The 23,198-nt window shown below is 46.4% G+C and carries 30 protein-coding genes and 2 tRNA genes; 2 read left to right on the top strand and 30 right to left on the bottom strand.

Translation table 11 applies throughout. The features are described 5' to 3' along the window. Positions 1 to 2: 2 nt before the first annotated feature. From DWX59_RS16630 to DWX59_RS16680, 11 genes are all read right to left on the bottom strand, one after another. Positions 3 to 1,241: a hypothetical protein gene (locus tag DWX59_RS16630; protein ID WP_117560345.1), complete on the bottom strand. Its 1,239-nt coding sequence runs from the start codon at positions 1,239 to 1,241 to the stop codon at positions 3 to 5. 1 nt (position 1,242) lies between these two features. After that, positions 1,243 to 1,458 carry a hypothetical protein gene (locus DWX59_RS16635; RefSeq protein ID WP_117560346.1) on the bottom strand — a complete coding sequence of 72 codons (216 nt, stop codon included), beginning with the start codon at positions 1,456 to 1,458 and terminating at the stop codon, positions 1,243 to 1,245. Then, a complete protein-coding gene (locus DWX59_RS16640) occupies positions 1,455 to 2,393 on the bottom strand; it encodes a tail fiber domain-containing protein (RefSeq protein ID WP_117560347.1) in 939 nt (312 codons plus the stop codon). The genes DWX59_RS16635 and DWX59_RS16640 overlap by 4 nt, the downstream gene beginning before the upstream one ends. Beyond that, positions 2,366 to 3,340: a tail fiber domain-containing protein gene (locus DWX59_RS16645; protein ID WP_117560348.1), complete on the bottom strand. Its 975-nt coding sequence runs from the start codon at positions 3,338 to 3,340 to the stop codon at positions 2,366 to 2,368. Before DWX59_RS16645 ends, DWX59_RS16640 begins: the two co-directional genes overlap by 28 nt. After that, positions 3,327 to 4,895, bottom strand: a complete 1,569-nt coding sequence (locus tag DWX59_RS16650; protein WP_117560349.1) for a hypothetical protein — start codon at positions 4,893 to 4,895, stop codon at positions 3,327 to 3,329. The genes DWX59_RS16645 and DWX59_RS16650 overlap by 14 nt, the downstream gene beginning before the upstream one ends. Before the next feature lie 9 nt (positions 4,896 to 4,904). Next, positions 4,905 to 5,276 carry a hypothetical protein gene (locus DWX59_RS16655; protein WP_117560350.1) on the bottom strand — a complete coding sequence of 124 codons (372 nt, stop codon included), beginning with the start codon at positions 5,274 to 5,276 and terminating at the stop codon, positions 4,905 to 4,907. A 9-nt stretch (positions 5,277 to 5,285) separates the two neighbouring features. Then, entirely contained in the window at positions 5,286 to 6,257 is a 972-nt protein-coding gene (locus DWX59_RS16660; RefSeq protein WP_117560351.1) for a CHAP domain-containing protein, read from the bottom strand. A gap of 88 nt (positions 6,258 to 6,345) precedes the next feature. Then, the gene (locus DWX59_RS16665) at positions 6,346 to 6,582 is read right to left on the bottom strand and encodes a hypothetical protein (protein WP_117560352.1); all 237 of its coding nucleotides are present in this window, start codon (positions 6,580 to 6,582) and stop codon (positions 6,346 to 6,348) included. A 10-nt stretch (positions 6,583 to 6,592) separates the two neighbouring features. Continuing rightward, positions 6,593 to 6,862, bottom strand: a complete 270-nt coding sequence (locus tag DWX59_RS16670) for a branched-chain amino acid ABC transporter permease (protein WP_117560353.1) — start codon at positions 6,860 to 6,862, stop codon at positions 6,593 to 6,595. Positions 6,863 to 6,985: 123 nt separating this feature from the next. Beyond that, a complete protein-coding gene (locus tag DWX59_RS16675; protein WP_117560354.1) occupies positions 6,986 to 7,396 on the bottom strand; it encodes a hypothetical protein in 411 nt (136 codons plus the stop codon). 51 nt (positions 7,397 to 7,447) lie between these two features. Further along, entirely contained in the window at positions 7,448 to 7,942 is a 495-nt protein-coding gene (locus DWX59_RS16680) for a DUF2829 domain-containing protein (protein WP_117560355.1), read from the bottom strand. An 83-nt stretch (positions 7,943 to 8,025) separates the two neighbouring features. On the opposite strand from DWX59_RS16680, the gene DWX59_RS28555 reads away from it, so the two are divergent. Continuing rightward, positions 8,026 to 8,238 carry a hypothetical protein gene (locus DWX59_RS28555; RefSeq protein WP_147325826.1) on the top strand — a complete coding sequence of 71 codons (213 nt, stop codon included), beginning with the start codon at positions 8,026 to 8,028 and terminating at the stop codon, positions 8,236 to 8,238. On the opposite strand, the gene DWX59_RS16685 is transcribed toward DWX59_RS28555, so the two are convergent. From DWX59_RS16685 to DWX59_RS28765, 17 genes are all read right to left on the bottom strand, one after another. Then, positions 8,239 to 10,215, bottom strand: a complete 1,977-nt coding sequence (locus tag DWX59_RS16685; protein ID WP_117560356.1) for a hypothetical protein — start codon at positions 10,213 to 10,215, stop codon at positions 8,239 to 8,241. It abuts the gene before it with no gap. Positions 10,216 to 10,230: 15 nt separating this feature from the next. After that, complete coding sequence (locus tag DWX59_RS16690; RefSeq protein ID WP_117560357.1) at positions 10,231 to 10,464, bottom strand: hypothetical protein; 234 nt, start codon at positions 10,462 to 10,464, stop codon at positions 10,231 to 10,233. Between the two features lie 11 nt (positions 10,465 to 10,475). Continuing rightward, a complete protein-coding gene (locus tag DWX59_RS16695; RefSeq protein WP_117560358.1) occupies positions 10,476 to 11,468 on the bottom strand; it encodes a N4-gp56 family major capsid protein in 993 nt (330 codons plus the stop codon). A gap of 15 nt (positions 11,469 to 11,483) precedes the next feature. Next, entirely contained in the window at positions 11,484 to 12,383 is a 900-nt protein-coding gene (locus DWX59_RS16700; protein WP_117560359.1) for a hypothetical protein, read from the bottom strand. 84 nt (positions 12,384 to 12,467) lie between these two features. Continuing rightward, positions 12,468 to 12,827 (bottom strand): ribosomal-processing cysteine protease Prp, encoded by a 360-nt coding sequence (locus DWX59_RS16705; protein ID WP_117560360.1) that lies wholly within the window; start codon positions 12,825 to 12,827, stop codon positions 12,468 to 12,470. After that, positions 12,824 to 14,722, bottom strand: coding sequence for a portal protein (locus tag DWX59_RS16710; RefSeq protein ID WP_117560361.1), 1,899 nt, complete (start codon positions 14,720 to 14,722; stop codon positions 12,824 to 12,826). The genes DWX59_RS16705 and DWX59_RS16710 overlap by 4 nt, the downstream gene beginning before the upstream one ends. Positions 14,723 to 14,731: 9 nt before the next feature. Next, entirely contained in the window at positions 14,732 to 16,132 is a 1,401-nt protein-coding gene (locus DWX59_RS16715; protein WP_117560467.1) for a phage terminase large subunit, read from the bottom strand. A 79-nt stretch (positions 16,133 to 16,211) separates the two neighbouring features. Further along, the gene (locus DWX59_RS16720; RefSeq protein ID WP_117560362.1) at positions 16,212 to 16,751 is read right to left on the bottom strand and encodes a helix-turn-helix domain-containing protein; all 540 of its coding nucleotides are present in this window, start codon (positions 16,749 to 16,751) and stop codon (positions 16,212 to 16,214) included. Between the two features lie 187 nt (positions 16,752 to 16,938). Further along, complete coding sequence (locus tag DWX59_RS16725) at positions 16,939 to 17,178, bottom strand: hypothetical protein (protein ID WP_117560363.1); 240 nt, start codon at positions 17,176 to 17,178, stop codon at positions 16,939 to 16,941. A gap of 48 nt (positions 17,179 to 17,226) precedes the next feature. Further along, on the bottom strand, positions 17,227 to 18,099 hold the full coding sequence (locus DWX59_RS16730) for a rolling circle replication-associated protein (protein ID WP_117560364.1): 873 nt from the start codon (positions 18,097 to 18,099) through the stop codon (positions 17,227 to 17,229). 177 nt (positions 18,100 to 18,276) lie between these two features. After that, entirely contained in the window at positions 18,277 to 19,323 is a 1,047-nt protein-coding gene (locus DWX59_RS16735) for a tyrosine-type recombinase/integrase (RefSeq protein ID WP_117560365.1), read from the bottom strand. 256 nt (positions 19,324 to 19,579) lie between these two features. Then, positions 19,580 to 19,732 (bottom strand): hypothetical protein, encoded by a 153-nt coding sequence (locus DWX59_RS28760; protein ID WP_166460247.1) that lies wholly within the window; start codon positions 19,730 to 19,732, stop codon positions 19,580 to 19,582. A 24-nt stretch (positions 19,733 to 19,756) separates the two neighbouring features. Beyond that, positions 19,757 to 19,848 (bottom strand) — tRNA-OTHER (locus tag DWX59_RS16740). A gap of 330 nt (positions 19,849 to 20,178) precedes the next feature. After that, entirely contained in the window at positions 20,179 to 20,451 is a 273-nt protein-coding gene (locus DWX59_RS16750) for a hypothetical protein (RefSeq protein WP_117560367.1), read from the bottom strand. Next, positions 20,444 to 20,761, bottom strand: coding sequence for a hypothetical protein (locus tag DWX59_RS16755; protein WP_007037474.1), 318 nt, complete (start codon positions 20,759 to 20,761; stop codon positions 20,444 to 20,446). The genes DWX59_RS16750 and DWX59_RS16755 overlap by 8 nt, the downstream gene beginning before the upstream one ends. Beyond that, positions 20,754 to 21,185, bottom strand: a complete 432-nt coding sequence (locus DWX59_RS16760; protein WP_235845084.1) for a hypothetical protein — start codon at positions 21,183 to 21,185, stop codon at positions 20,754 to 20,756. Before DWX59_RS16760 ends, DWX59_RS16755 begins: the two co-directional genes overlap by 8 nt. A 472-nt stretch (positions 21,186 to 21,657) precedes the next feature. Beyond that, positions 21,658 to 21,747, bottom strand: a tRNA-OTHER gene (locus DWX59_RS28765). A gap of 328 nt (positions 21,748 to 22,075) precedes the next feature. On the opposite strand from DWX59_RS28765, the gene DWX59_RS16775 reads away from it, so the two are divergent. After that, positions 22,076 to 22,543, top strand: a complete 468-nt coding sequence (locus DWX59_RS16775; RefSeq protein ID WP_048930950.1) for a cupin domain-containing protein — start codon at positions 22,076 to 22,078, stop codon at positions 22,541 to 22,543. Positions 22,544 to 22,795: 252 nt separating this feature from the next. Here DWX59_RS16775 and DWX59_RS28770 read toward each other — a convergent pair whose 3' ends face one another. After that, a complete protein-coding gene (locus DWX59_RS28770; protein ID WP_156200196.1) occupies positions 22,796 to 22,945 on the bottom strand; it encodes a hypothetical protein in 150 nt (49 codons plus the stop codon). A gap of 23 nt (positions 22,946 to 22,968) precedes the next feature. Continuing rightward, positions 22,969 to 23,139 carry a hypothetical protein gene (locus DWX59_RS28775; protein ID WP_166460248.1) on the bottom strand — a complete coding sequence of 57 codons (171 nt, stop codon included), beginning with the start codon at positions 23,137 to 23,139 and terminating at the stop codon, positions 22,969 to 22,971. Positions 23,140 to 23,198: the final 59 nt, after the last annotated feature.

Genomic DNA, 23,198 nt, shown 5'->3' on the forward strand with positions numbered 1-23,198 from the left:
CCTCACTTTCTGTTCATCATGCTCATAGCGTATTTCAGTTTGTTCTCATCTGAATATTTATATCCCAGATTGGGCGTATTGTAACTTCTGGCAGCCTCAACTGCGGATGGTGACATTACATTGTTTTCCAAAAGCCCATTTTCTATAAGATATTTATATTCTTTGTTTGCTGCCGCAACACCTTTGCTACTTCGGATTATATCAAGATACTGTTCAGCTTCTGATTCGCTTAACTTACCCACACTTCCACCTGAACCAGATTTTGATTTTCCTCCGCCTGCGGCCCTCTGCTGCTGAAGCGCATACTGCAATGCATCCTGCTCCTTCTGATAATCAAACTGTGTCTGCCAGTTCTGCTGTGCCAATGCGTCCTGGGTCTTCTGATATGCGTACTCTTCTGCCCATTTCATTGCGTCCTGATTGTATGTATACTCCCCAAAATCCTGCGCATATGAACTATCATACCGGCCTGCATAATAGTTAAGGTCATTATAGTAATCGCTGACAGTATCCCGGTAACGTCCATAATCAATACTATCCTGGTTGTTGACCATACCCAGCTGGTTATACATCTCCTGTCCCTCGTTGAGGTACTGTTGATACACCCTATCGTATATATCAAGGGTCTTGTCCCCTAGCTGGCTGATATGGTTATCATATGCCTGCTGCCCTGCGGCTGTGGCATATGTGGAGCCATATCCGCCGGTCATACCCGATATGTTTCCTATGGTGTCCCGCATGGCCTTGTTGCCTTGCTGCATGTACTGCTCACGGTAGTTTTTATACAGGTCCGTGTCATACACACTGTTCTGGTCAAAATTGGGCCGGTTCAGGATGCTGTCTATGATACTGTCAATCTGGCTATTATATTTACTCTGGTAATCGCCTGGCTTATTATTTTCCAGTTCGTCCAGCCTGTCAGCATAATCATTTACCTTCTGGGACGGCCTATATTTATTGTATTGATATCCGGTAAGGTAATCTGTTGCTGGGCTGCCGGGCGAGGAACTGGATACTGGGTTTATGGTCACATTATTTCCATTCGCCACGTTGGTATTTGGTTGGGAAGCACCTGGGCTTCCCTGTCCTCCTCCCTGCATGGCCTTAAGCAGGTTCGTGTTTTGGCTGGCAGTGCCGGAATAATTGTTTATTCCATACTGCTCCGCAAGTTTTTTGCGGTTATTGTAGGAACTATCCTTTCCCTGTCCCCTCAAATAGTCTACAATGCTTCCTATTGCCATTCTATTTCCCCTCCTTCTTTTTCTGGTCCTCCGGCTTTATTTCCTTTTCTTCCTCTGTTTTCCTCTCCAGCTGTTCCTGCTCCTCCTCCTTCTGTTCGCCCGTCTTCAGTAATTCGTCCAGCATGACAAGCATCCTGGCCTGATTCACCCCCTCAACCTTTATCTTCTGTAAAATGGTACCCATTGCGTTTATGTTCTGCTCATCATACATAATCATGCTGCTATTTCCTCCAATTTCCTTATCCTATTTTCCAAATCGTCCAATTCTTTCTGCTGCTGCCGGATAGCCCCGGCATATAGGACACCATCAGTCCCGTATGGTATTGACAGGTAGTCCCCGGTATGGTCGACCAGGGGAAGGTCTATGTCCAAGTCCTCCAACAGCCTGTCAATATCCTGTGCTATGTATCCCATGGACCGTACATCAGAGTCCTTATAGGCATATGTTACAGGGCGCATTCCAAGCACCACCCTCAAGGATGTCTCATCCGGTATTTCCTGTATATCATGCTTTAATCGTACATCGGATGTTTCTGTGAGGGTTTCGCATGTCACATCACCTGATACATGCATACTTGTGCAGGATACTTCCCCCTCTATCGATGCATCCCCTCCAATCCTCATATAATTGGTATACAGCAGTCCATTTGTTGTAATCTGCCGTGAGAATGTGGTGGAATCAATATGCACTATCCCTGATGGGTCAACCGTAAACCTTCCATTGATGTCAATTGAGCCTCCTGTGATTTTCCCAGAGAACTCAGCTGTCCCGTCCGCATACAGTTTAAAATTCTTGCTGTCTATAATCAGGTAACCTGTCCTGAATGTAATCGCATCAGTTGTAGCCGATATCTCCGAACACAGTTCCCCCACGCTTACTTTCAGTGCAATCTGCCCATTCAGGACCTTTATGCTGCTCTCAACGTCCGTCTTTAGGTTCTTGAACTGGGATATGAAACCTTCCATTGTCACTTCCAGCTGGGCAATGTTTGTTTCTGTCTCCTGGTATTTTATCAGGGATTCCAGGTCAAAATTATCTTCCGGCGATATGCTGGTGAAGCAGTATTTCAGCTGCTCATTCAGCAGCCGTATATAGTTGTACACCTTCTTGATATCCTGTCCGCCTATGGCTGGCATGCTGAAATATGACATTCCAAACCTCCTATCCTTTCCTTAAGCCTTTCTATCCGCTTCTGATTGTTCTGTATGGCACCCGCATATAGCGAACCATAATTTGCGTATGGAAGCCTGAGATACCTGCCTTTCCTGTACACCAGCGGCATCCCTATATCCTCATCCTCCTGAATCCTATACAGGTCCTGTGCCTTATATCCGACTGCACGTTCCCCACTCTTATGCGTGAATACAATCGGCCTCAGTTTCCCAACGACATCCGCAGCTGTATCATCCGGTATGCTGGTTATGTCCTTTTTCAGCCGTCTATCCGATGAATACCTGACACGTCTGCAAAGCAGCCGTGTTGTGATCCACAGGCTTCCTGAACTGCATCTACCGGTTATCTGGTTGATGTATTCATTGTCGTTGTATACCTCCAGTTCCGCCGCATAGATTCCGTTGCTCGGATTCAATGTTTCCGTGGTAAGCGAATCATCTATATAGCAGTCCCCATTCGGGTATACGATGAACCTGCCATTAATATTGATGGAACTACCGATGATCTTTCCTGAAAAGTTTGCATCCCCAAGCTTATTCAGCGTCATGTTGTTGGCCTGTATCACCACCTGTCCGGTCTTCAGCCTTATGCTCTCCCCATACAGTTCCATCCGTGAAAGCATGGTTTCCACTACTTTTCCCTTGGATACCAGTAGCTTTATGCTGTCCTCTAACTGGGTAAGGCTTGTATGTACGTCCGAACCATAATCATCAAAACTTATCTGTAATTTATCTGTGTCAAAATACAGTTTCTTAACCCTATCCCCCCTTTTTCGAAGTACATCCAGGGTTTCTTTGCTTAAGTTGTCCTCCAGTTCGAGGCTGGAAAACGTGGTCTTCAGGTCCTCGCTGAATCTGTATAGCTGGGTCATCAATTTTTTTATGTCCTGGTCCCTGTCCAGGATCAGGGGTTTAAATGTTGCCATGAATCTCACTCCCATATCCTATGTATTTGCCCATGGCTATAAGGGTTGCCGGTCCCTTCCCTTCAATCCTATAACGGTACTTCGTACATCTGCGCGGTATGACCGTCAATGTAAGGGTCCTGGATGACCTGGCCGTATATGTGTTAAGCTTTTCCCATCCTTCCTGGTCGTCATATTGCAGGAAGATGTCCAATTCGGACCCCGTCGGCATCTGTACATTAAACAGCAACCTTTTAAGATGTTTGTATTCTATCGTCCCATCCAGCATATCCCCGCTTTCCAGCATCCATTCTATCAGTTCCTCCCGGTCACCGGATATGGTGTATAATGCCCCGTTATCGTCTATGCAGTACAGTTCCCCTGCCCCATATGCCATGTGTAGCAGGTGCAGGTCATCCTCCTTATCCCATATCCTTTTAACCATGTCATATACATAAAGCCCCCATTTCCCGTTCCGGTCCTTCAGTGACGCATAATACTTCCCATCATACTGCCCGGCTGCCCCTTCCACGAATCCTAATGGCTCCAGCGCCTCTGCCACGGCCTCCGGTTGTGCACCGTCATAGCTGCATATGCCATTCCGGCTGACATACATCAGGGTTTCATTTACGATGCAGGCTGTTTTCTGGCACCCCTCTGCAATCCCCCTCATAGGGGTGGATGTGGTCACCTGATAGTTGCTCGGCTTATTCCCGAATATCTTGTGTATGGTATCTTCCTTGAAAAACAGGATGTATCCAAGGTGGGACAGGCATCCCGTGAAATCCCCGTCACTCCCAACCGTCACCGAGTAGGAATCCGTGCTGATACCTTCAAATGCCTGCCAGTTACACGGGTCTCCCAGCTTGCTTGCGTATATTTCATGCGCTTCGCTGGAGCATCCCCACAGGCGGTTCTCGCTTTCGCATACATAATCCATGTCTGGTACCGTCCTGGTAATGGTAAGGCCGCTGGCCTGCGTGAAACCCGCAGATAAATCCCCTATGATGATGATGTAATCATCCGCAATCTCCTGTATTGTTGTGGATTTATTGAAACTGCTGTTTGTACACCCGTCTATCTTCACCCCATCGAACTGGCTGAACTGTTTTCCTATTCCTGTGCAGCTGATTTTAACCATGGTTGATCCGGCTGTTGTTTGTGCAAATGTGGCGGATGTCGACTGCTTCCATGTGGATTCCAGTTCCTTTTTCTCCCCATTCGAGGTGTTGTACATGAACTTATCTGGAAAGACAACCATATAGGCTCCCATCCCCACGATTATCTTGTCTGTATCGGATACGGTGGCAATCTCCTTATCCTTATAGTACATCTTCGTCCCGTCCACATAGGCCAGTCCATTTTTGTAGAATAGGCCATGAGGTTTCGATAACTCCTTCAGTATCTTCCCCCTTGGTTTCCTGGTCATGATGGCCGGGAACATGATGGATGACATGTTCCTCATGTCTGAAAACTCATTTTCATTTATGACAGTCCCTTTGTTCAGCCCCATGAAATTCCCTATTTGGCGGCTGGTTTCCTTGGGCGCAATTGTCAGATATGGTAATCTCCCCATGGCTTCCTCCTAGAATTTTGAGAACATGGCCCCTCGTTTCGGCTTATGTGTGCGCCGGAACCAGGCCGCATACGCATCATATGCACTGTTATACATGACCACATCATTGTTATAGCGTTCCGTTTCCTGGTTATGGTAGTCAATCTTGGACAGCATGTAATTGATATACGCGTCCTGGAACCGTTCCGGGATGGTCAGCTGCCTTTCCGTGTCCTGTGCATATGACAATGGCTTAAACACCATATCATATCCCTCTGCCCGGTTCACCACATCATCAACCACCTGTCCTTCAATCTCGTTCAGCCATCCCACCATGATATCCTCGTCATACTGCCTGCCTCTGAGCATTATGATTCTTTCAATCAATTCACCTACGGTCATGCCTACCTCCTATTCTGCCAATCCATAGGTTTGCAGATCTGGCATTGTTGTATCCCACTGTTTTTCCCACTCCCCGTTTCCGTTCACCCAGCAATATATCCCTGGTGTTGTTGATTTGACGTACACGTTCTTTGCCGTTTCCCCGGTCTTGGTTGCATAGTACCATTTGTGTGCTACCTCAAACCACTGTCCAGCCAACATGGCACCGTCATCCGGGTTCATGTAGTACCATCCTTCATCATCACTTCCGAACCACCCGGTTGTCATTCGTCCTGTGCCATCAAAGACAAACCACTGTGGGCCAGCTACCGTATTAATCAGTTCCCATTCATCCCTGATATATGTTCCATACCGCAGGTATTTCCAGGTTCCATCTTCCTGCTTTTCCCAGCCGGTCTTTGATTTCTCCATGCGCAACCGGCAGGCTTCATACGCGCACCAGGAAATGAACTGTTGGCACCAATATGCAGGGGTACATCCATACCATTTCCCGTACTTTGTATAATTGTTATATCCCGGGTTCCCGGTCTTACTATCCAGATTTTTATTGCTTGCTTTTTCGATGTAACCCAATTCCCCTTTGAGTACGGCTATAAATTCATCTTCTGTGCAGGTATCCATGCTGTAGATCGGCCGTCCGAATCCATTAATCTTCTTTGTGCCGCCTACATCATCAAAGGACGCTTCATATGTATGCCTGGCAACACACCCTCCGTTTCGGTCCCCTGCATTCCCAGATGTATTTCCTTCCACACTTGTGAATTTGAATGTTTCTTTTTTATAGTCTGCTTCGACCACCACGGCTCCGGCCACATGTCCTACCCTTCCCAAGGAAGAGTAATAGAAATAGACAATATCACCTCTCTTGGGTACCGTGAACCATCTTCCTTTTTTAACGAAATAGGATTTTCCTGTCGGCGTATACTGGCTGTAATCCCCACACAATAGCTTCTGTCCTCTCGCATATGCATTATCAATCATTACAATCCCTCCTGTAAGCATAAAAGGGAAAGCACCTCTGCCTCCCCTCCAGTTTTGTTGTACCTATTAGATTTTGGACCACCTCCGGCTATTTGGTAGCCACCCGCTCCTCGTCCTCGGTTCCTTTTCCTACTGCGGCTGCGTCCGTCATTCCCTCCCCGATTATGTACGCAATCAGGGTAGCACCAGCCATGATGATTCCTGCCACCTGGGTGGCCTGATTGTCACTTGCCCCACATGCCATCATGACAGGGGTCACAAACCCTACTACAGCAGCCCAAAACTTCCGGCTTGTCAGTTTCCTTGCCCAATCAATTTTTTTCATTCCATCACTCCTATTCATGTGCCTGCTGGTTGATATGCTTCTCAATCTTGTTTATTGCCTCCGTCACAGGGCCATTGCACCCCTGCTCTTTCAAACCTTTCAGGCAAGCCAGTACCCCATATGTAAGCAGACATTGTTCGGCTTTTATATGCTCAATCTCCTCATCCTGCATATTCTGTCTCAGGTACCACCGGTATACTCCGAATACAGCGGAGAATATCACTACCAGGGCCGTGATTACGCTGGCTGCCGTTATGATTGTGTTGGTACTTATATACATCCATGCTCCCTTATACCGCTGGATTCAATTCCAGCCATTTTTCTGCCATAGCCTTCCAAAGCCTTGGGACCTGTTCCAATGTCATGATATTGTCCCTGATTTTAATGCCATAATACCTTCCCATTATACCGTCCCCCCTTCCTGTGCCTCTGCCACGGCGCTTATGACAGCGCCCATGTCCCCAATCGCGCCGTCATGGACACTCAGGGTTTCATTCATTGCGGCAATCTGTTCTTTCAGAAGTTCCAGTTCCGTTTTCTGTCGGATCTCAAATGCGGCCTGTATCCTTCCATCTTCGGTCTTATCAACCGACCGAAAAGCCGGACTGCAAAGGGCCATGTCTTTGTAGGTCCCTATCTCAGCACCTTCAGTATTCTTAATACTCACCTCCGCCAGATTATCCATTGTGAGTTTGTCCCACAATGTCCCAAGTGTTGCCAGGTCCTCGACAACTATATGTATGCTATATTTATCCGACCCATCCTCCATTTGGATTTCCGTGGAATCTTTCAAAACCATAATGTTTTTATTCATGAGGTATCCCCTCCTTTCTTTCATTTTCTCTTTTTAAATAGCAAAAATATATTACTCAACAAACATCCAGTCCTCTGCCAGCATATCAGCCTGGCTTGCCAGCCATCCCATCTGTACTCCGCTCGTGCCAACAAACGCAATGGCTTTATTTCCGATGGCATCATGCATACAGTTTACAATCTCGCCCTCTGCATTTTTATAGCTGATACTGGTTGCCAGTTCAATGTGCTGATTTTTTCCATTCCATCCCTGTCTTTTAACTTTCAATCCACGTTTCATGTATTTAATAGCATCACCAAAACCAAATGTGGCAACGCCGCCCAGGATGGGTGTGTTTTCTCCATTGGCCGGAATCCAATCCTCCGATAACACATTCTGCAATGTATATTCCACCCTTTGTGTCTCACGGATATCAAGCCTCTGATTATCCTTTGTGTACATAACGACTGTTTCCTTCTCCGGATCCCAGCACCAATATCCACCCCAGGACGGCAGTTTCATTGGGATACCCTTTTTCATATTGTTCAATGCTGCTAAAAATCTCATAATTCCTCTCTTTCTGCTGTTTTTCTGACAGCTCTGTTATTATCGAAAATAGCAATTTAAACCTTAAGGCCAATAGTAGTGATTTGACAAATGTATCCAACATTGCGGCGGCGGCTAATGGAAAAGTGGAACTGAGTGGTGGCCCGATTAAAATCATTGCCCATGCAGGTGATGGTAAATGGGCATTTCAGCAACAATATGGCGACGGAAATATATTATCACTCAGTATTAATGATACTCAAATTGCTTATGATTACTATGACGGTAAAAACTGGACTCGTAAATGGACCAAGTGATTACTTTGTCCACTTTGATACCCAATTCCCACTGGTGTCACGATGGAAAAACTGCATGGCTCCATTGGCAATAGTAATGTTAAGGGCATATCCAAATTCTTGGTTAGGACCTGTTAGCCATTGAATAATGACATTTGTGTCATCGGTACCAATTCTAAAACCTGTGACTTTACCCATTTTAATCGAATTGACATAGGTGGTAAAATCTGAATCATTTACTTTGGATACCAAATTGCTATTTTGAGTGACAATCGCACTTACTATATCCGCTGCTCCTCCAGGCAGGTCCGCCGTGTTACCAATCATCTCAAGTAATGTTCTTCCATATGCTGCGTCCAGCGGGTATTTTCCCGGCTCATTGCACAGACCGTTATTGACTAACTGCCCAGTATGTAGGACAAATTTCAGACCGGCTTTTAAATTCCTGAAAAAATCCCTTATTTTCATTCCGCTGGTCAATTTGTCAAGAAATATCTGGAAACCGGTTATATCTGCTACAACTCCAGTATCATCAAATACAGGAGCCGTGAGCGCATCCAGTTGGCCTTGTACCGTGGTGCTCCCAATTCCATTCGTATCTGTTGCTGATATGGATTTTGCTGTACCGTCACACCCTGCTGCCTGTTCTGCCTGTTCTGCGCTCCTGGCCGCCGCTGTGGCACTGGCCTCCGCCTCCCCTGCCTTCTGGGTTGCTGTAGCTGCCTTCTCACTGGATATGGATGCGCTTCCTGCCGCCGCCGTGGCACTGTCTGATGCTTCCTTGGCTTTCTGGGTTGCCGTTGCTTCCTTCTCGCTTGCAGTGGCTGCACTCCCTGCCGCCGCCGTAGCACTGTCTGATGCTTCCTTGGCTTTCTGGGTTGCCGTTGCTTCCTTCTCGCTTGCAGTGGCTGCACTCCCTGCTGCTGCCGTGGCGCTGTCTGATGCTTCCTTGGCTTTCTGGGTTGCCGTTGCTTCCTTCTCGCTTGCAGTGGCTGCACTCCCTGCTGCTGCCGTGGCGCTGTCTGATGCTTCCTTGGCTTTCTGGGTTGCCGTTGCTTCCTTCTCGCTTGCAGTGGCTGCACTCCCTGCTGCTGCCGTGGCGCTGTCTGATGCTTCCTTGGCTTTCTGGGTTGCCGTTGCTTCCTTCTCGCTTGCAGTGGCTGCACTCCCTGCTGCTGCCGTGGCGCTGTCTGATGCTTCCTTGGCTTTCTGGGTTGCCGTTGCTTCCTTCTCGCTTGCAGTGGCTGCACTCCCTGCTGCTGCCGTGGCGCTGTCTGATGCTTCCTTGGCTTTCTGGGTTGCCGTTGCTTCCTTCTCGCTTGCAGTGGCTGCACTCCCTGCTGCTGCCGTGGCGCTGTCTGATGCTTCCTTGGCTTTCTGGGTTGATTCCGTTGCCTTCTGGGTTGCTATTCCTGCCTGTTCCTGTGCCTCCCGCAACGTCTCATTAGCTGTGTTGATTGCAGTTTCTGCCTGCCTCTGCCACTCAGCCTCGTTATTGACCCGCCTTTCCTCGTTGACCTTGCGCTGTTCTTCTGCTTCCTTCCTCTCGCTCTCATTGGCGTCCAGAATCTCCGTCTTCTGGGTAATGCGTTCCTCCAGCTGCTCCAGTTCACTCAGTTTCCCTGTATATGCCGGTCCATCAAAGATTGTATGGCCTACATATACCGCACCCCGGTTTGTGGCCCATTTGATGCTTCCATTCTCATCATATGCCCTTACCGCTATCCACACTGTGCCTTTCTGGGTGAGGCAGGTATCCGGTATGGTCCACGTAAGCAGTATGTACTCTTCCTGCACCTCAACATCAAGCAGGCAGGTATCCAACACGTTATTGGCATATTCCAGGTCCAGGCGGTAATTAAGGTTCGCAATATCAATACCACCCGATGTCACCCGGTCTATACGGATATGACGCACTTCCGCATTGTTATCATATGGTGTACCTATCTGCCGCTCAGAACGTGGTATGATGAGTTCCCTTCCCTTGACTGTAATCATCCTGCCTGCTCCTTCTTATCCCTGGATTAACTCAATCTGTTTTGCGCTTTCCATTGCAGCTTCTGCCACATTCATCTGGTTCAGGCTGTTTACAATCACTTCATGTACAGACCTGGGCATTTCTACATCAACGCCTCTTTCCACCAGATAGGCTTTTCCATTCACTCCCACGAACAGCGGTGCTTTATATCTGTCATTGTCCCTGAACAACCTGAACTTTACCATATCTTCTTTCTTTGATGCTGCCATGTTTACCTCCATTAGTTTTCTGTATGGTCATTATAGGTGGATGCGGTTTCAATCCTGATCATGTACTGCTGTGACAGTATTTCTGTTACCTTCATGGCTTTCCAACCCACGGTTGAACGCTGGTTTAACGGGTCGCTTGTACCTCCGCTTCCAAGTGGCTTTATGATTGTCTCAAGCCCTCCTCCCTCAATATTGGTTGTTGCATATGCATTTGCCCCAATCAGCAAGGTGGAATATACATCAATCCCTGACGCGCCGGCATTGACAAATTTCTTAGCCTCTGTGGTTTCCACGAACCTTACGCCCTCTAATGTCCCAATCTCTCCTTCATAGATTCTTTCCGGGTTTTTATATTTCACAATTTCAATGAATCTTTCATCGTTTGTGATATCGTATGAACAATCAGGATGTATGATGGCTACATAGTGACCATTGATTTTCTGGGTATTCTGCACTTTAAGCGCCCTTACAGCCATTTTGATTGCTTTTACTGTCAACTTCATATCTGCTGTGATTTCAGCCCTGGATGAGACCTGTCCCTCTGCATACAGTACATTTGTCCCTGCGTTCAGGGCTTCCCTGGATATGGTATCCAATGTCCCGCCTGCCTGGTTTCCGATGGATGTCGTGGCTTCGACAACAACATTATCAATTGCGGTCATGCTGATCTGGTCAGATAGGGATACATATCCTCCATACTGTTTCACCTCTGCCTCCAGCTTCGTTACCGTCATGGTCTGCCCTTCCGGTGTCACTCCCTCAGTTAACGGGGTAAGGGCCTTTGGCAGCTGTTCAAACCGTCTAAATTCAATCCTCTTTCCTCCGTTCTTAGGTATGTTCCTTGCCTGTCCGAATTGATCATGTACCAGCATTGGTTTTGTATACCTCAACAGGTTCTTATCATAAAAAGTTTTCATTTCCGGTGCCAGCGAGGCGGTCCCCGTGGTGTTTGCCGGTATGGATGTATCAAATAACCTCAGGTTCAACATCAGTTTCTCTTTCATTCTTTCTCCTTCCCATTATCCAATTGTTACATGCTCTCCATTCCGCGCCCTTTCTATAAGCGCGTCCATCTGCTCATACGTCATATGCTCCACATCAATCTTGGTTGTTGTGGCTGCGTTTTTTCCTACCCCATTCTCGCTTGGCCTGGCCGCCCCTGACCTGACGGTATCAGCTACCTTCTTCTTCGTGTCATTCTCTGTCCTGGCTATCAGGCCCTGGCTGATTTCATCAAAGTGCAGCGCCTTATAGGCTGCCTCAACACTGACACCGGACCCAAGCATCCTTACGAAATCGGGATTCTGGCATTCAGCATCCATGCTGAAACCTGGGAATAACTGCTTGCAGCGTTCCGCCTCCATATTCCACCGTTTTGTAAGCTGTTCCCTCCGTCTTGCATCCTCCTGTTCCCTCTGCACTGCAAGAAGCTGCTGGTTCTGTACCTGTAGGTTCAGCAGGCCCCTATACTGGTCAACGGTCATACCGGCCTTCAGTGCGGCAGCCTCATAGAAACTGTCATCGTTATCGATGGCCGCCACTATGTCCTCCACCTTCCCGGTAGTGACACCATACCTTGCCCCCAGAAGGTTAAGCAGCGGTTCGTATGCCTTAAGCTGGCCCTGAAGCTGCTGGTTTTCCGCATATCTGCGGTTCACTGCTTTCTCAATGTCCCGGCCTATTAAATCCTTGTACTCGGCCTTGATTTTCTTGAATGCTTCTTCCCTATCTTCTGGCGGTACAGGCTCCCCTATGTCCGGTCCCTCCGGTTCCGTCTCCAATTCCCCTTCCGGCTGTGTCCCCTCTTCCAACTGTGTTCCTGCCGCCTCTGCTGCTCCGGCTGTCCCATCACCTCCAGCACCACCGGACTCCCCGGCTGCACCTTCAAATAATCTCAGGTTTAATCTGATTCTCCTCATCTCATTCTCCTTTCACGGTCTTTCCCGAGAGCCATCTTTCACGGTCTTTCCCGAGAGTCAGGTTACTACCATGCAATAACCATATCAGATATCCTCCACTGAATCCAGCACCCCAACTTTTATGTAATCCGGATACTGTTCCTGTATCAGTTTCATTCCAGTTTCAACTGTTTTTATGGTTGTTTCAAGTTCCTCACGGTTCCCCGGCTTTGACAGCACCCGCACATTGATTTCTCCTGGCCCATACATCAAATTATGGATTATCACCTTCTTTTCGTCTGCCATGTCCATTAACCTCTGCACCAGGGTCTGCCCTAGCATGGATATGGCAGCACATACGATATCATGCCCTTCAGGGAGGTGGTTCGTCATTCCATAACCGGCATGTCCCTTGATGATGATTTTCACATATCCCCTATCTGACCTTATATTTACCGTTGTCATCTTTTTCCCACCTCCGTTGCTGTCGCGGCCCTCTGCCTTGCTTTCCCTGCCGCGCTGTTGTCCCTTCCGACAGGCTCACCTATGCTGTTTGTTTCCACCGTCTTCCCTCCCTGGGCATCCATCTGTGGGTTCATGTCGGCTATCCCTGTACCGTCAAGGACGGACAATATCTTCTGGTTCCCTGTCATCTCATATATCAGTCCGGCCATCTGCGCCATGGTCTCCTGCATCCTCTGGATTTGCTGGAACATGGTCCCGTTCTCCTGTACCTGCTTTATGACTTCATCCCGCTTATCAAAATCCATCATTTTTATGACCGCAAGCGCCTGATCCGCATTCTGTGGGGCGAATACCCCCATCCCATACAGTTCTTTCGCTAACTCATTGTTCGCTATCCGGCTATACATGCTCGCTTTCTGGGCTGATACCTTGACATCAAATACCGGCTTCCTGACGGATAACCCGCCGTCCATCATTGGCATCTCAGCTGGCTGTAACCCCTCATTGGTCAGGGTGACATATTCCGGGTTACCGTTGGGCCTGGTTATCCGGTAGCACCGTGGGATGTCGTAGAACTGCCTTATCAGTTCAATGATTAGTGTCACTACCTCAGAATAGGCTATATAGCTGTCCTTGAGCATGTCCCTGGACAGTTTCGAACCGGCTTCCTGTAATGCGGCAATCGCACTTGCCGCTGTCACGCCGGAGGTTGTTGAACCTTGGGAGAAATCACGGTTCCCGGATGTTTCCTTCAGTTCGTCAATCTTGGCCTGCCGGATGGCCATCACATTGCTGGACATCTCAGGAGGCTTGATCTGTTTCACGGAATCCTCCCTTAAATCCCCACTGCAATGCACCAGGTCCTTTGACAGGTCGGTAAATTCGTCCTCTTCTACCTGCGCGCTCCCGCTGATAAAATATCTTGGCCGGTTAAGATTGGCATGCTTAAGGATTACCTGGTCAAGCTTATCTATGTACTCCTGTGGGTTTATCATCACATCCAGGTATCCGAAACCGGCCGGTGAACCTTTATCGGGAAACATCCGATCAAAAACAAACGGGTATCTGCCATGTTCATATAGCCCCGCCTGATATTCCGGGCTATTTTCCGTGGCGAAAAGCACATGTCCTTCCACAAACTTGCAATAATGCAGGACCGTCCGGTTCGTCCTGATTCCGTTTACCTCCCCATATACCTTGCGTCTGTAGTACCAGTCAAATACATTCACCTTCTTAGAGGTGTCCAATTTGGACACGTAAGCATATTCCGGCTTATAGATGACTTCCCCCTGGAGTTTCCCCTTTAGTTCAGGATACTCCTCCTCCAGTATTTCATGGTCCACCATGCCGATTACGAACACATTATCTGATTCCTGTATGTCGTTAATCCCCGGCTCCCAGAATATGTCCATCATGTCTATATGCCTGATTTCTATGTCACCCAGTCCGTTTTCTTTTTCCTGGTTCCAGAATATGCCGTATACTGCGGTCCCGGTCTTCGGCTTATCCCACGAACACTCCGAATATGTCTTATCGAAGCCGTTCTGCTCCATGATGACCGGGACCACTTCCGAAAGCGTCTTTGCGGTCTGTTCATCACTTTCCTCCCTCGGAAGGATTACTGGGCTTGGGTAGTTGTCCTGGAAGTCCGCGTGCTTGTTGATTATGCTGTTGAACAGCCATGCACTGGTGGGCTGTGGGTCATTTGGGTTTCCTGACTTACTGGAAAATCTTTCCCAATGGTTATTCTTCCACCATTCCTCTGCATTTATGATCCGCTTTGTAAGGTCATCCTTGGCCTCCTTATACTTCTGGAAGGTCTGTAATGCATCATCAATTGTCTTTTCGTTGACTGGCATCTGCACGCCGCCCTGCGTGGTGTTATCGTTCTCCATATATCCTCCTTATATCCTGATTATCCGGTTCCTCCGTTCACGCTCCTCCTTGTATAGGTCAAGCGGGTCTTCAAGTGGCAGCGGCTTCTCCTTGTTCTTACGTACTGCAATGATCCTTGACATCAGCACATACCTACATTCGTCATATATGTGGTCTTCCTGTTTCGTATCGACATCCTCCACATTCTTGTCATCGTATACAAGATTCGGGATTGTACGGATGAACTCAGGGCAGCTCCTGAATACGTAGAACATGGATCGCCCATGTTCATCGAATGCCATCCGGTAATGATACTGCATCTTCCCGGCAATCCTATGGTTATCCCCAGGTGACCAGTACACCCCCACCTTTGCCATGATGTCTGCTATTGACTCACCCCTGTCCTTTGCGAAGATGGATGGGTCCGCAATCCCGGTAATCCTGCGGCCTTTCAGGTTCGGGTCTGTTTCCTCAATTGCGCGGATCTGCTTTGCCACCGCTTCAGGCTCTATCTTGATTCCGACATTGGGGCTGTCCTTCTTCATCCCGTATAACTCACGTATCCGGTATATGCATCCGACATAGTCCACGGCATACCATCCGATTGAGAACGGCTTGGCATACCCATGGTCATAACCGCGTATGATTTCCCACCCGTCCGGTACCCTGAATGGGTTTATCACATGGCTCCACTGCTGTGTGTCATATCCATCCGGGTCATTCTTCCACTCCTCAAACACCTGCCCGCTGAATGAATCCCAATCCCCATACAGCAGGGCATTACGCTGGGCTTCCGGCATCATGGCAAGGGAGGCTAGGTAGTGTGGGTTATTCCGCATCAGGTCCGGGTTGTCAAACAGGCTGCTCGGAATAAATATGCGGTCACTTTCTGTCTCGATTATATTTCCTGCCGGATCCCTTATTGGTGTTTTCTCCATTATTGGTGTCTCTGGTTTCATCGCTGTGATAAACCTGGCTTTCACCCATCCATGTCCCGGTCCCCCTGGGTTTGCTGTGGCGCGTATATATGCCCTTAACCCCGGTCCGCTTGACCTGGTCCGCGAGAAAAGATAATTGTATTCATCCCATGAAAAATGTGTCAGTTCATCAAATCCGACAAAATCAAAATGTCGGCCTTGGTATTTGATTTTGTCCTGCTCATGCTGCATATTCCTGAAATATATCTTAGCCCCACTGGGAAATGTCCACACATATTTACTTTCGTTGTATTTAGCGCGCGGAAATGCACCCCCATACAACTCTTTGGACCGGCTTATCAAATCCTCTAATTCTGGAAATGTCTTACGGAGTATGACCGCTCTGTAATATTTTATATGGACCTGTCTCAGTGCCTCCACCAACAGGTAGTCCGACTTCCCCCCTCCGGCAGAACCTCCGAACAGGGCTTCAAATTCTGGCCTATGCATCATGGCCTGCTGTCTTGGTGATGGCGCCCATATGACATTATGCGTTTTTAGGAACTCCTTTGCGTCAAATTTATCGCTGCCCTTACCTTTCTTCTTCAATCCTCTTCTGTGCCTCCTCCATTATTTTTTTGATATCCTTGGCCTGTTCCGTGTCCATCACAATCAGGCCAGCGCCGCTTTCTTCATCATCATTGACGCTCTTAATCTGCTCATATTTCTTTCTCCATTCCGGCATACGGTTTTCCAGCCAGAACTCAACAGCCCTTTCATTTCCGGCTACATGGATGGTCTCATCCACATACTCAATCACTTCATCCTCCGATATCTTCTTTCCGTCCTTATACTTCACATGTCTTGTCTTGATGGGCTTCTTGTTGGTCACTGTATATCCAAGACCGATTTTATACAGACTGTTTTCCATCAGGCGGTCTGCATAGTCTTTCTTAACGGACAGTGCCTCGCTTATCTTTTCGTGTTTCTTTTTCCACTCCCCAAGGGTGGAGCGGCTTATACCGACCATCTTGGCTATTTCTTCATCTGTTTTCCCTGCGCGGGCCCAGGCTGCCAATATGGTCAGTCTATCCTCATTCTCTGCCCACTCCTGCCATTTCTGCCTCGCCATGTCCGCACCTCCTTGGATCACATTATACATGTTCTGCTTTTTCGAATCCAACACCCCAGATTGTCCGGTTTTGTCCGCTTCCAGACGCGAAAAAAAGATGCTGGTTGCGTCTGTCCTTACCTATTTCCGCGCGTGCGCGCATGCATGTGTGCGTGCACGCGCCTTCTGGTGTCCGATGTGTCCGGTTTCAGTCTTCTTTCCTGCCACTCAGGTAAATTGCCTTGTAATATGGGCAGGTATCGTACATATCAGCGCAGAATAGTTCCTTATAGTTCTTCTTCTCCTCATGGTTATTAAAAACAAGCTGGTTCCTTACTTCGAATCCCAGATTGTTTTCGATGTTTGCGCATGTGATTGTTGCTGACTTCTTGTTATAACGGCTTACCGTAACGCAGTACGGACATATGGCTTCTTTCTTCCTGCGCATCCTGCCCCTCCTTACCCAAGAATATAGGCACCTTATTCAAACGTCCACTCATTGGCCGTACTTTACAAGCCTCGCATAAATATAAAACGAGGCCAGTTGTTTATTGTATTTAACCTCTGCATCCAGGAATTTATATCCCTGATAAGCCTTCTCCATCTCAGCCCTTAAGACTTCGAAGTCCTTTACCATCCGGTTTACTTTGGTTCTCCTGAACTTTGAATAACTCCTGGATGGTTCAGGCGGTTTGACAAGGTTCTTGGATGCGCACCACCTCTTTGTACCATGTGGATTGTTTGACACGTAGGTAGCCAGTCCGGTAATCAGGAAATCATCATCCGGCTGGATCCGCTTCGTGTTGGGTCTGTCGCATTTCCCCCACAGATCCTCCAGTTCGTCACGGTCTATCCCTTCCCCGGTCATGAGGATGTGCACATGCGGCCTTGTATATCCATCGTATGCAAGTATGTATATGTATTTTATGTTTTCCTTTCCCTGTTTCTTCTGCCTGTAATTCACCCTTGAGATGAAGTTCTTTACATCCTTCCTAGCCTCCCCCATATCTTCAGGCAGGCACTCCTCATTCCATCCGAAGGTCGCCCATATATCCCCTTTCCCAAAGTTTATATTGGCAAGCCTCACCATGTATCTTTTTGAGTTGCGGTCATTCAGGTCCTTCTGTGATGGTTTTGTTTCCCTCCCTTTACGGGTCACCGGCATATCGCTTTTCCTGTAAAAGCTAGGGTAAACCTGTGATTCAAGCAGCACTGTACCGTTTGACAGGTTCGGGGACTGTGTCGTGGTGGTGCGGTACAGGCAATCCACCCTCTGCTCCTTTATCAGGCGTTCCAGTTCAAATTCCTCCAACCTTTCTACCTGCTCCTGATAGGTTTCCTCATAGTCGTAGTTATCGTAGTATCTCACCTTATACGTTTCTCCTTCTATTTAGTTTCCTTATGCCCCATTTGTTAATACCCATTACAAGGACGGGAAAGAAATCTCTTCCCTGGTTTTATATCGGAACAGGCGGCGGCCTCTTCCTTGACAGCCACGCCGCCTGTTTAACTAATTTACAATTATTGGATAATCTATATGGATGTATCATGCCGCCTTGTTACGGACTACCCTCAGGGTATCCGGGGTAGACTGTGCATAATATAAGGAAGTGACCTTGCTGTCTGCATGTCCCATAATCTCCTGTATGGTTCCTATATCCACGCCCTTATTCTTCAGTTCCATGCCCAGGGTCTTGCGCATCTTATGCGGGTAAGCGCGGCTGGTAATCCCGGCACGCTGCGCCACATCCTTTACAATCCCACGGATTGCACAGGTGGATAATGCCTGATACGGCTGTCTGGAACTGACAAAGATGGCTGGGTTATTGTCTGTCCTGCTGTTTAAGTACTTCCTAAAATGATGGATTGCATCCGGATCCAGGTACAAGGTGCGGTATCGGTTGCCCTTCTCCCCCAGTATCATGACATCCCCGGTCTCCCAGTCAATCAGGTCGATTGTGATACCCACCACTTCCCCAACCCTGGCCCCGGTGCTCCTTAATACTTCTATGACAGCCCGCTCCCGTAGGCTCTCACATCCATCCTTAAGGCTTGCCATCTCCTCCGGCGTGAAATAATCAATCGGTTTCTTCGCCACCTTCAGCGGCTCGATTGCCTCCACCGGATTGCTTCCAATCAGTTTTTCCTTTCGCATCCAGGTGAAAAAGGCTGACAGGAAACGGCGCTCGTTGTTGATGGTCCTGGCCTGGTTTTTCCTTCCGTTCAGGGGTACATTCCGGTTCTCGTACCAGTCCAGATAGTAATAGATATCCGATTCTTCCATGTCCGTCAGGGGTTTATACACCAGGGTCACCAGCCGTTTGATGGCGCTGACATAGCCGTATTTCGTCCCGTCCTGGAGTTTTTTCTTCTTATACAGGAATAACTGCAATATGTACCCGTTCTGGTTGTCTATGCTGTCCTTCATTTCCATTGGCAGCGTGTTAATCCGTTCTATCACTACGTCTACCAGGTTCCTTGTCAGGACACGCTCTAACATTTCCAGTACATCCGGGTTAAGGTAGTAGGTCATCGATACAATCACATTATTGATAATCTGCGCTTTTACGCTCTGATTTTCTGCGTTACTCATACAGCTTCCTCCTTTGTACTTGCTTAAGGAAGCAGTTTATGGTATACTGTCCTTAAGCGTAAGGGCGGTACGGATAACTTTGGTCGGTTGATGTACCGCCCGGTTTCTTTGTTCTCTCAATACTTATATGTCCCATTTCCATCATCCCCTTTCCTCGTTTTCTTTTAATGGGCTACCGTGGATTCGAACCACGGTCCTGCGGAGGCAACAGTAACTCCCTGTGAGTTTCAGCCCTGTTCATGCTTGTTTTTAAATCTCAGTTTTGTTTAATTGAAAATGTGACATTTACATTCAGTTCCTTATCCCCAAACGTAAAAATCAAATCGACATTATCTGTATTATTTTCTGCACAATATTCCAACAAATCTGCAACATCATGCATAAACCCTTCTGAAAAATCTTTATCCATACACACCTCATTAAATTTTAAAATTGGTGCGGGTAGGCCGGAATCGAACCGGCGCCGTACAACACCGGCACATAATCTCCGGCGCTGATGTCCTGCCAACTTGGACTACTACCCGCCTAAAATGCTAAATTACTCCATCAACGCTGCTATCGCCAAGAAATAGCTTACACACTCACGGCACATGTAGTAACTGTCGCCGTGCCGATGAATAAGATACATCTCTGGCCGTCGATATCCACATATAGAGCATTTTGCGGATTTCTTTGTAGTTTTCCTAATGGACATCTCATAATCGTTTATCTTTTCTTTCATGCTCCGGCTCCTCCCGGAAACGTTAATTAACGTTTCTTTTTGATAGAGCCAGTTAGCAGTCCCATACCATACATAAACATCCCATAAATAAGAACCCAATGTTCACTTAAAAATTCCATACAAACCTCCAAATGCTAATTATCGTGATACCATCCAAATGGACACTGACTAATAGGTTCGCATTCATCAGAGTCTTTGCAGCATGTGTAGCAGCACCCATCAGGGTTTTCATTGCAGTTTTCAAGGCATTCTTTGCACAAACAGTCATCGCATTGTTCCATAAAATCCATCTCTATATCTCCTTCATTTCTCATTTTTACTCGACTAAATCTTAATTTATCAGATATACTATTAAGGACATTTAATGCCTTAGAAATTTCTTTATCATCTGGCATAATATCAATCATCACGTACCACCATATATATTAAAAATGAATTTTCTATTGAGGAAAGTTCGCTATGGCAGAGTTCACATTCAAAAGTTTCAGGTAACTCATTAAACAAACGTACTGTCCCCATAGATTTTTGGCAATTACTACAATATAATTCATAATAACTTTGCAAAATTCCTTGCTTTTCCAATTCAGATAAAAAATCATAGATTTCAGGAATAGATAAGGAAAATTTTCTTTTCAAAACGCCAGGATAAATCCACATATTTTTTCTATAATTCTTGAAAAAATTAGTTAAGGCAATGCTATCTATATTTTTATTCATTTTGTGTTGTATCGTCATTTCTATGATTGACAATGTATTCGATAACATAATTCATTCGCTCCATTCCAATTAGCACATTACTATAGTAATATTGTATTAAACAATAAGATTTATTCATGTAATTAAAGACAAACTTAACACGGTTACTTCGTGTTTTTATTTCATTTTCCCATAACAATTCAATCCAAGGATAATCGGACATTTCTTCCATTTCAAACATAAATTGTTCTAAGGCTTCTCTGAAATCAGGTACTTTTTCTAATTCTGCCTGATTGTCATTTAATAGTGAGCGTAGTTCTCCGATAAATGGTAATATATATTCTTGATTGTTGCCGACATCCAGTTGTGCGTTTCCACCATTAGGTAATTTCATGGATTGAGCAATAAGTTTTACATTTTCATCACGTTTGCATACATTAACCATAAAGTCCTAATTTAGTCATCTAATTTCCGCCCACACATAGGGCAAAAATGAATAGGCTCCGATGTGTTTTCTGATTCATCATCTGCGTATTTTAGATAGTGATTCTTATTATGCTTTGATTGCACAATGTTAAATTCTCCCGCATACTCCCCTGTTAAATCCCTGCCCCACAAAAAATCACTTCCCGCATAGGTTCCTGTTTCTTTCAGCTCGCAGTAAGCGCACATTTCAAATTACCTCCAAATCCTAATTTTTATCCCATCCTCTATTATGGCTATCCAACTCATACACAAACCTAATGCGGCATTTTCTGCAAATAGAGAAGGAAATAAGGTTATCCCCTCCATCGCGGATAATGTTCATTTCTTCATTTCCTCCTTCCATGTTTTTATTTCCACAAATCATGCAGTTACACTCTGATTTTTTAAACTTTAGCATTTCTCCATTCCTTTCTTCGATTCTCTCGAAAAGTTGGCGGCGGCCGGAGTCGAACCGGCACCCTCTTACTTTCCACCATGGTTATGCCAGGAATCGAACCTGGGCCTGTGTACCACACACCGCCTAAATTTTAATTTTCCCATCCGAATCGCTCATGCCATTGTCGTTCTGGCGACAACGACTTAAATGCCGCCAAGCACAACTCCCTGTCTGATTTATCACGATATCTAGGCACCGGCTGAGCAAAAGGGCAGAAAACCTTATCTGATAAATCATCCTGCTGTAACTGCACACACCGGCTGCACTGAAACGCTTTCATTCTGCTTTGTACCTCCTAAATCCTAAATATTGCTTATCTCAGTTTTGATTTGTAACAATATTTATCATTAAACAACATTGTCATTGAACTACTTTTTTCATATAATATTGTAAAGAATGCCTAGGAGAATAAAATGCTTAACAATCAACATGCTAACCCGCCTTCCTATCCCAGATTCCAATCAAATGTGGTGACTGATTATGGCCCAAATCCGTTTATTATCGATATCGGCAATGCCACTGTGAATAACGACACATTTCGCACTGCCTTATGGACAGGTAACAACTTGCAGCTTACTCTGATGAGCATACCAGTTGGTGAAGAAATAGGTATAGAAGTGCATCCGGACAATGATCAATTTTTGCATATTGAATCTGGCCACGGTGTTGTCCGAATGGGTAATCAAATGGACCGTTTAAATTTTCAACAACCAGTCTTTATAGATAGCGCCATATTCATTCCGGCTGGAATCTGGCACAATATAGTAAATACTGGCGATATCCCATTAAAATTATATTCTATCTATGCACCGCCTCACCATCCCTGGGGTACCATTCACCAAACTAAAGCTATCGCAGAAGCAAATACAAATCATTATTAATTACCACCTCGTCAGTTCTACAAAAAGGGCTGACGGGGCTTTGTTTTACCATGCTACCTCCAGGAAATCCTAATTGTCCTTAAAAATCTCCTCGATTGCGTCTTTGTCCTCCTGGTCCTGTTTAGCCTCCATGTAGCATGTATCGCATAATATAGGACCGCCGTGTATATCTGTCCTTTCGCAACAATCACCGCTGCCGCACATTTCGCAAAAAAACATACTGCTCCTTCCCGATTTTCCGCCGTTAAAATGTTAATTCTCCTCTTTCACGATTTCATCATATATTTCGTTAGATACTTCTATAATTTCTTCTACGGTAAACTCTTTATCGTTCGGATATTTATTAAATCTCCTAAGGAGCCTGTCCATCCCCTCTATCATTAATCGCTGCTTATCATTCATAAATTTCCTTCTCAAACATCGATTTAAAATAGTTCATCTATCGTGAGTCCTGTTTCATATGCCTCTCCATTTTTACAAAAGTACACATTTCCATCTCCCAAGACAAAGAATCTATACCATGTTTTTCGCACCATTATAATTGCATATGCGATATCCATGGTTTGGTACATATCAAAGACATATCTCCAACTCATCCTCTGCCTCCTTCACAATAATGAATCTAGGAATTTCCACATTACAATTCCGGCAGCAA

The sequence above is a fragment of the Enterocloster aldenensis genome (assembly GCF_003434055.1).
GTDB lineage: Bacteria > Bacillota > Clostridia > Lachnospirales > Lachnospiraceae > Enterocloster > Enterocloster aldenensis.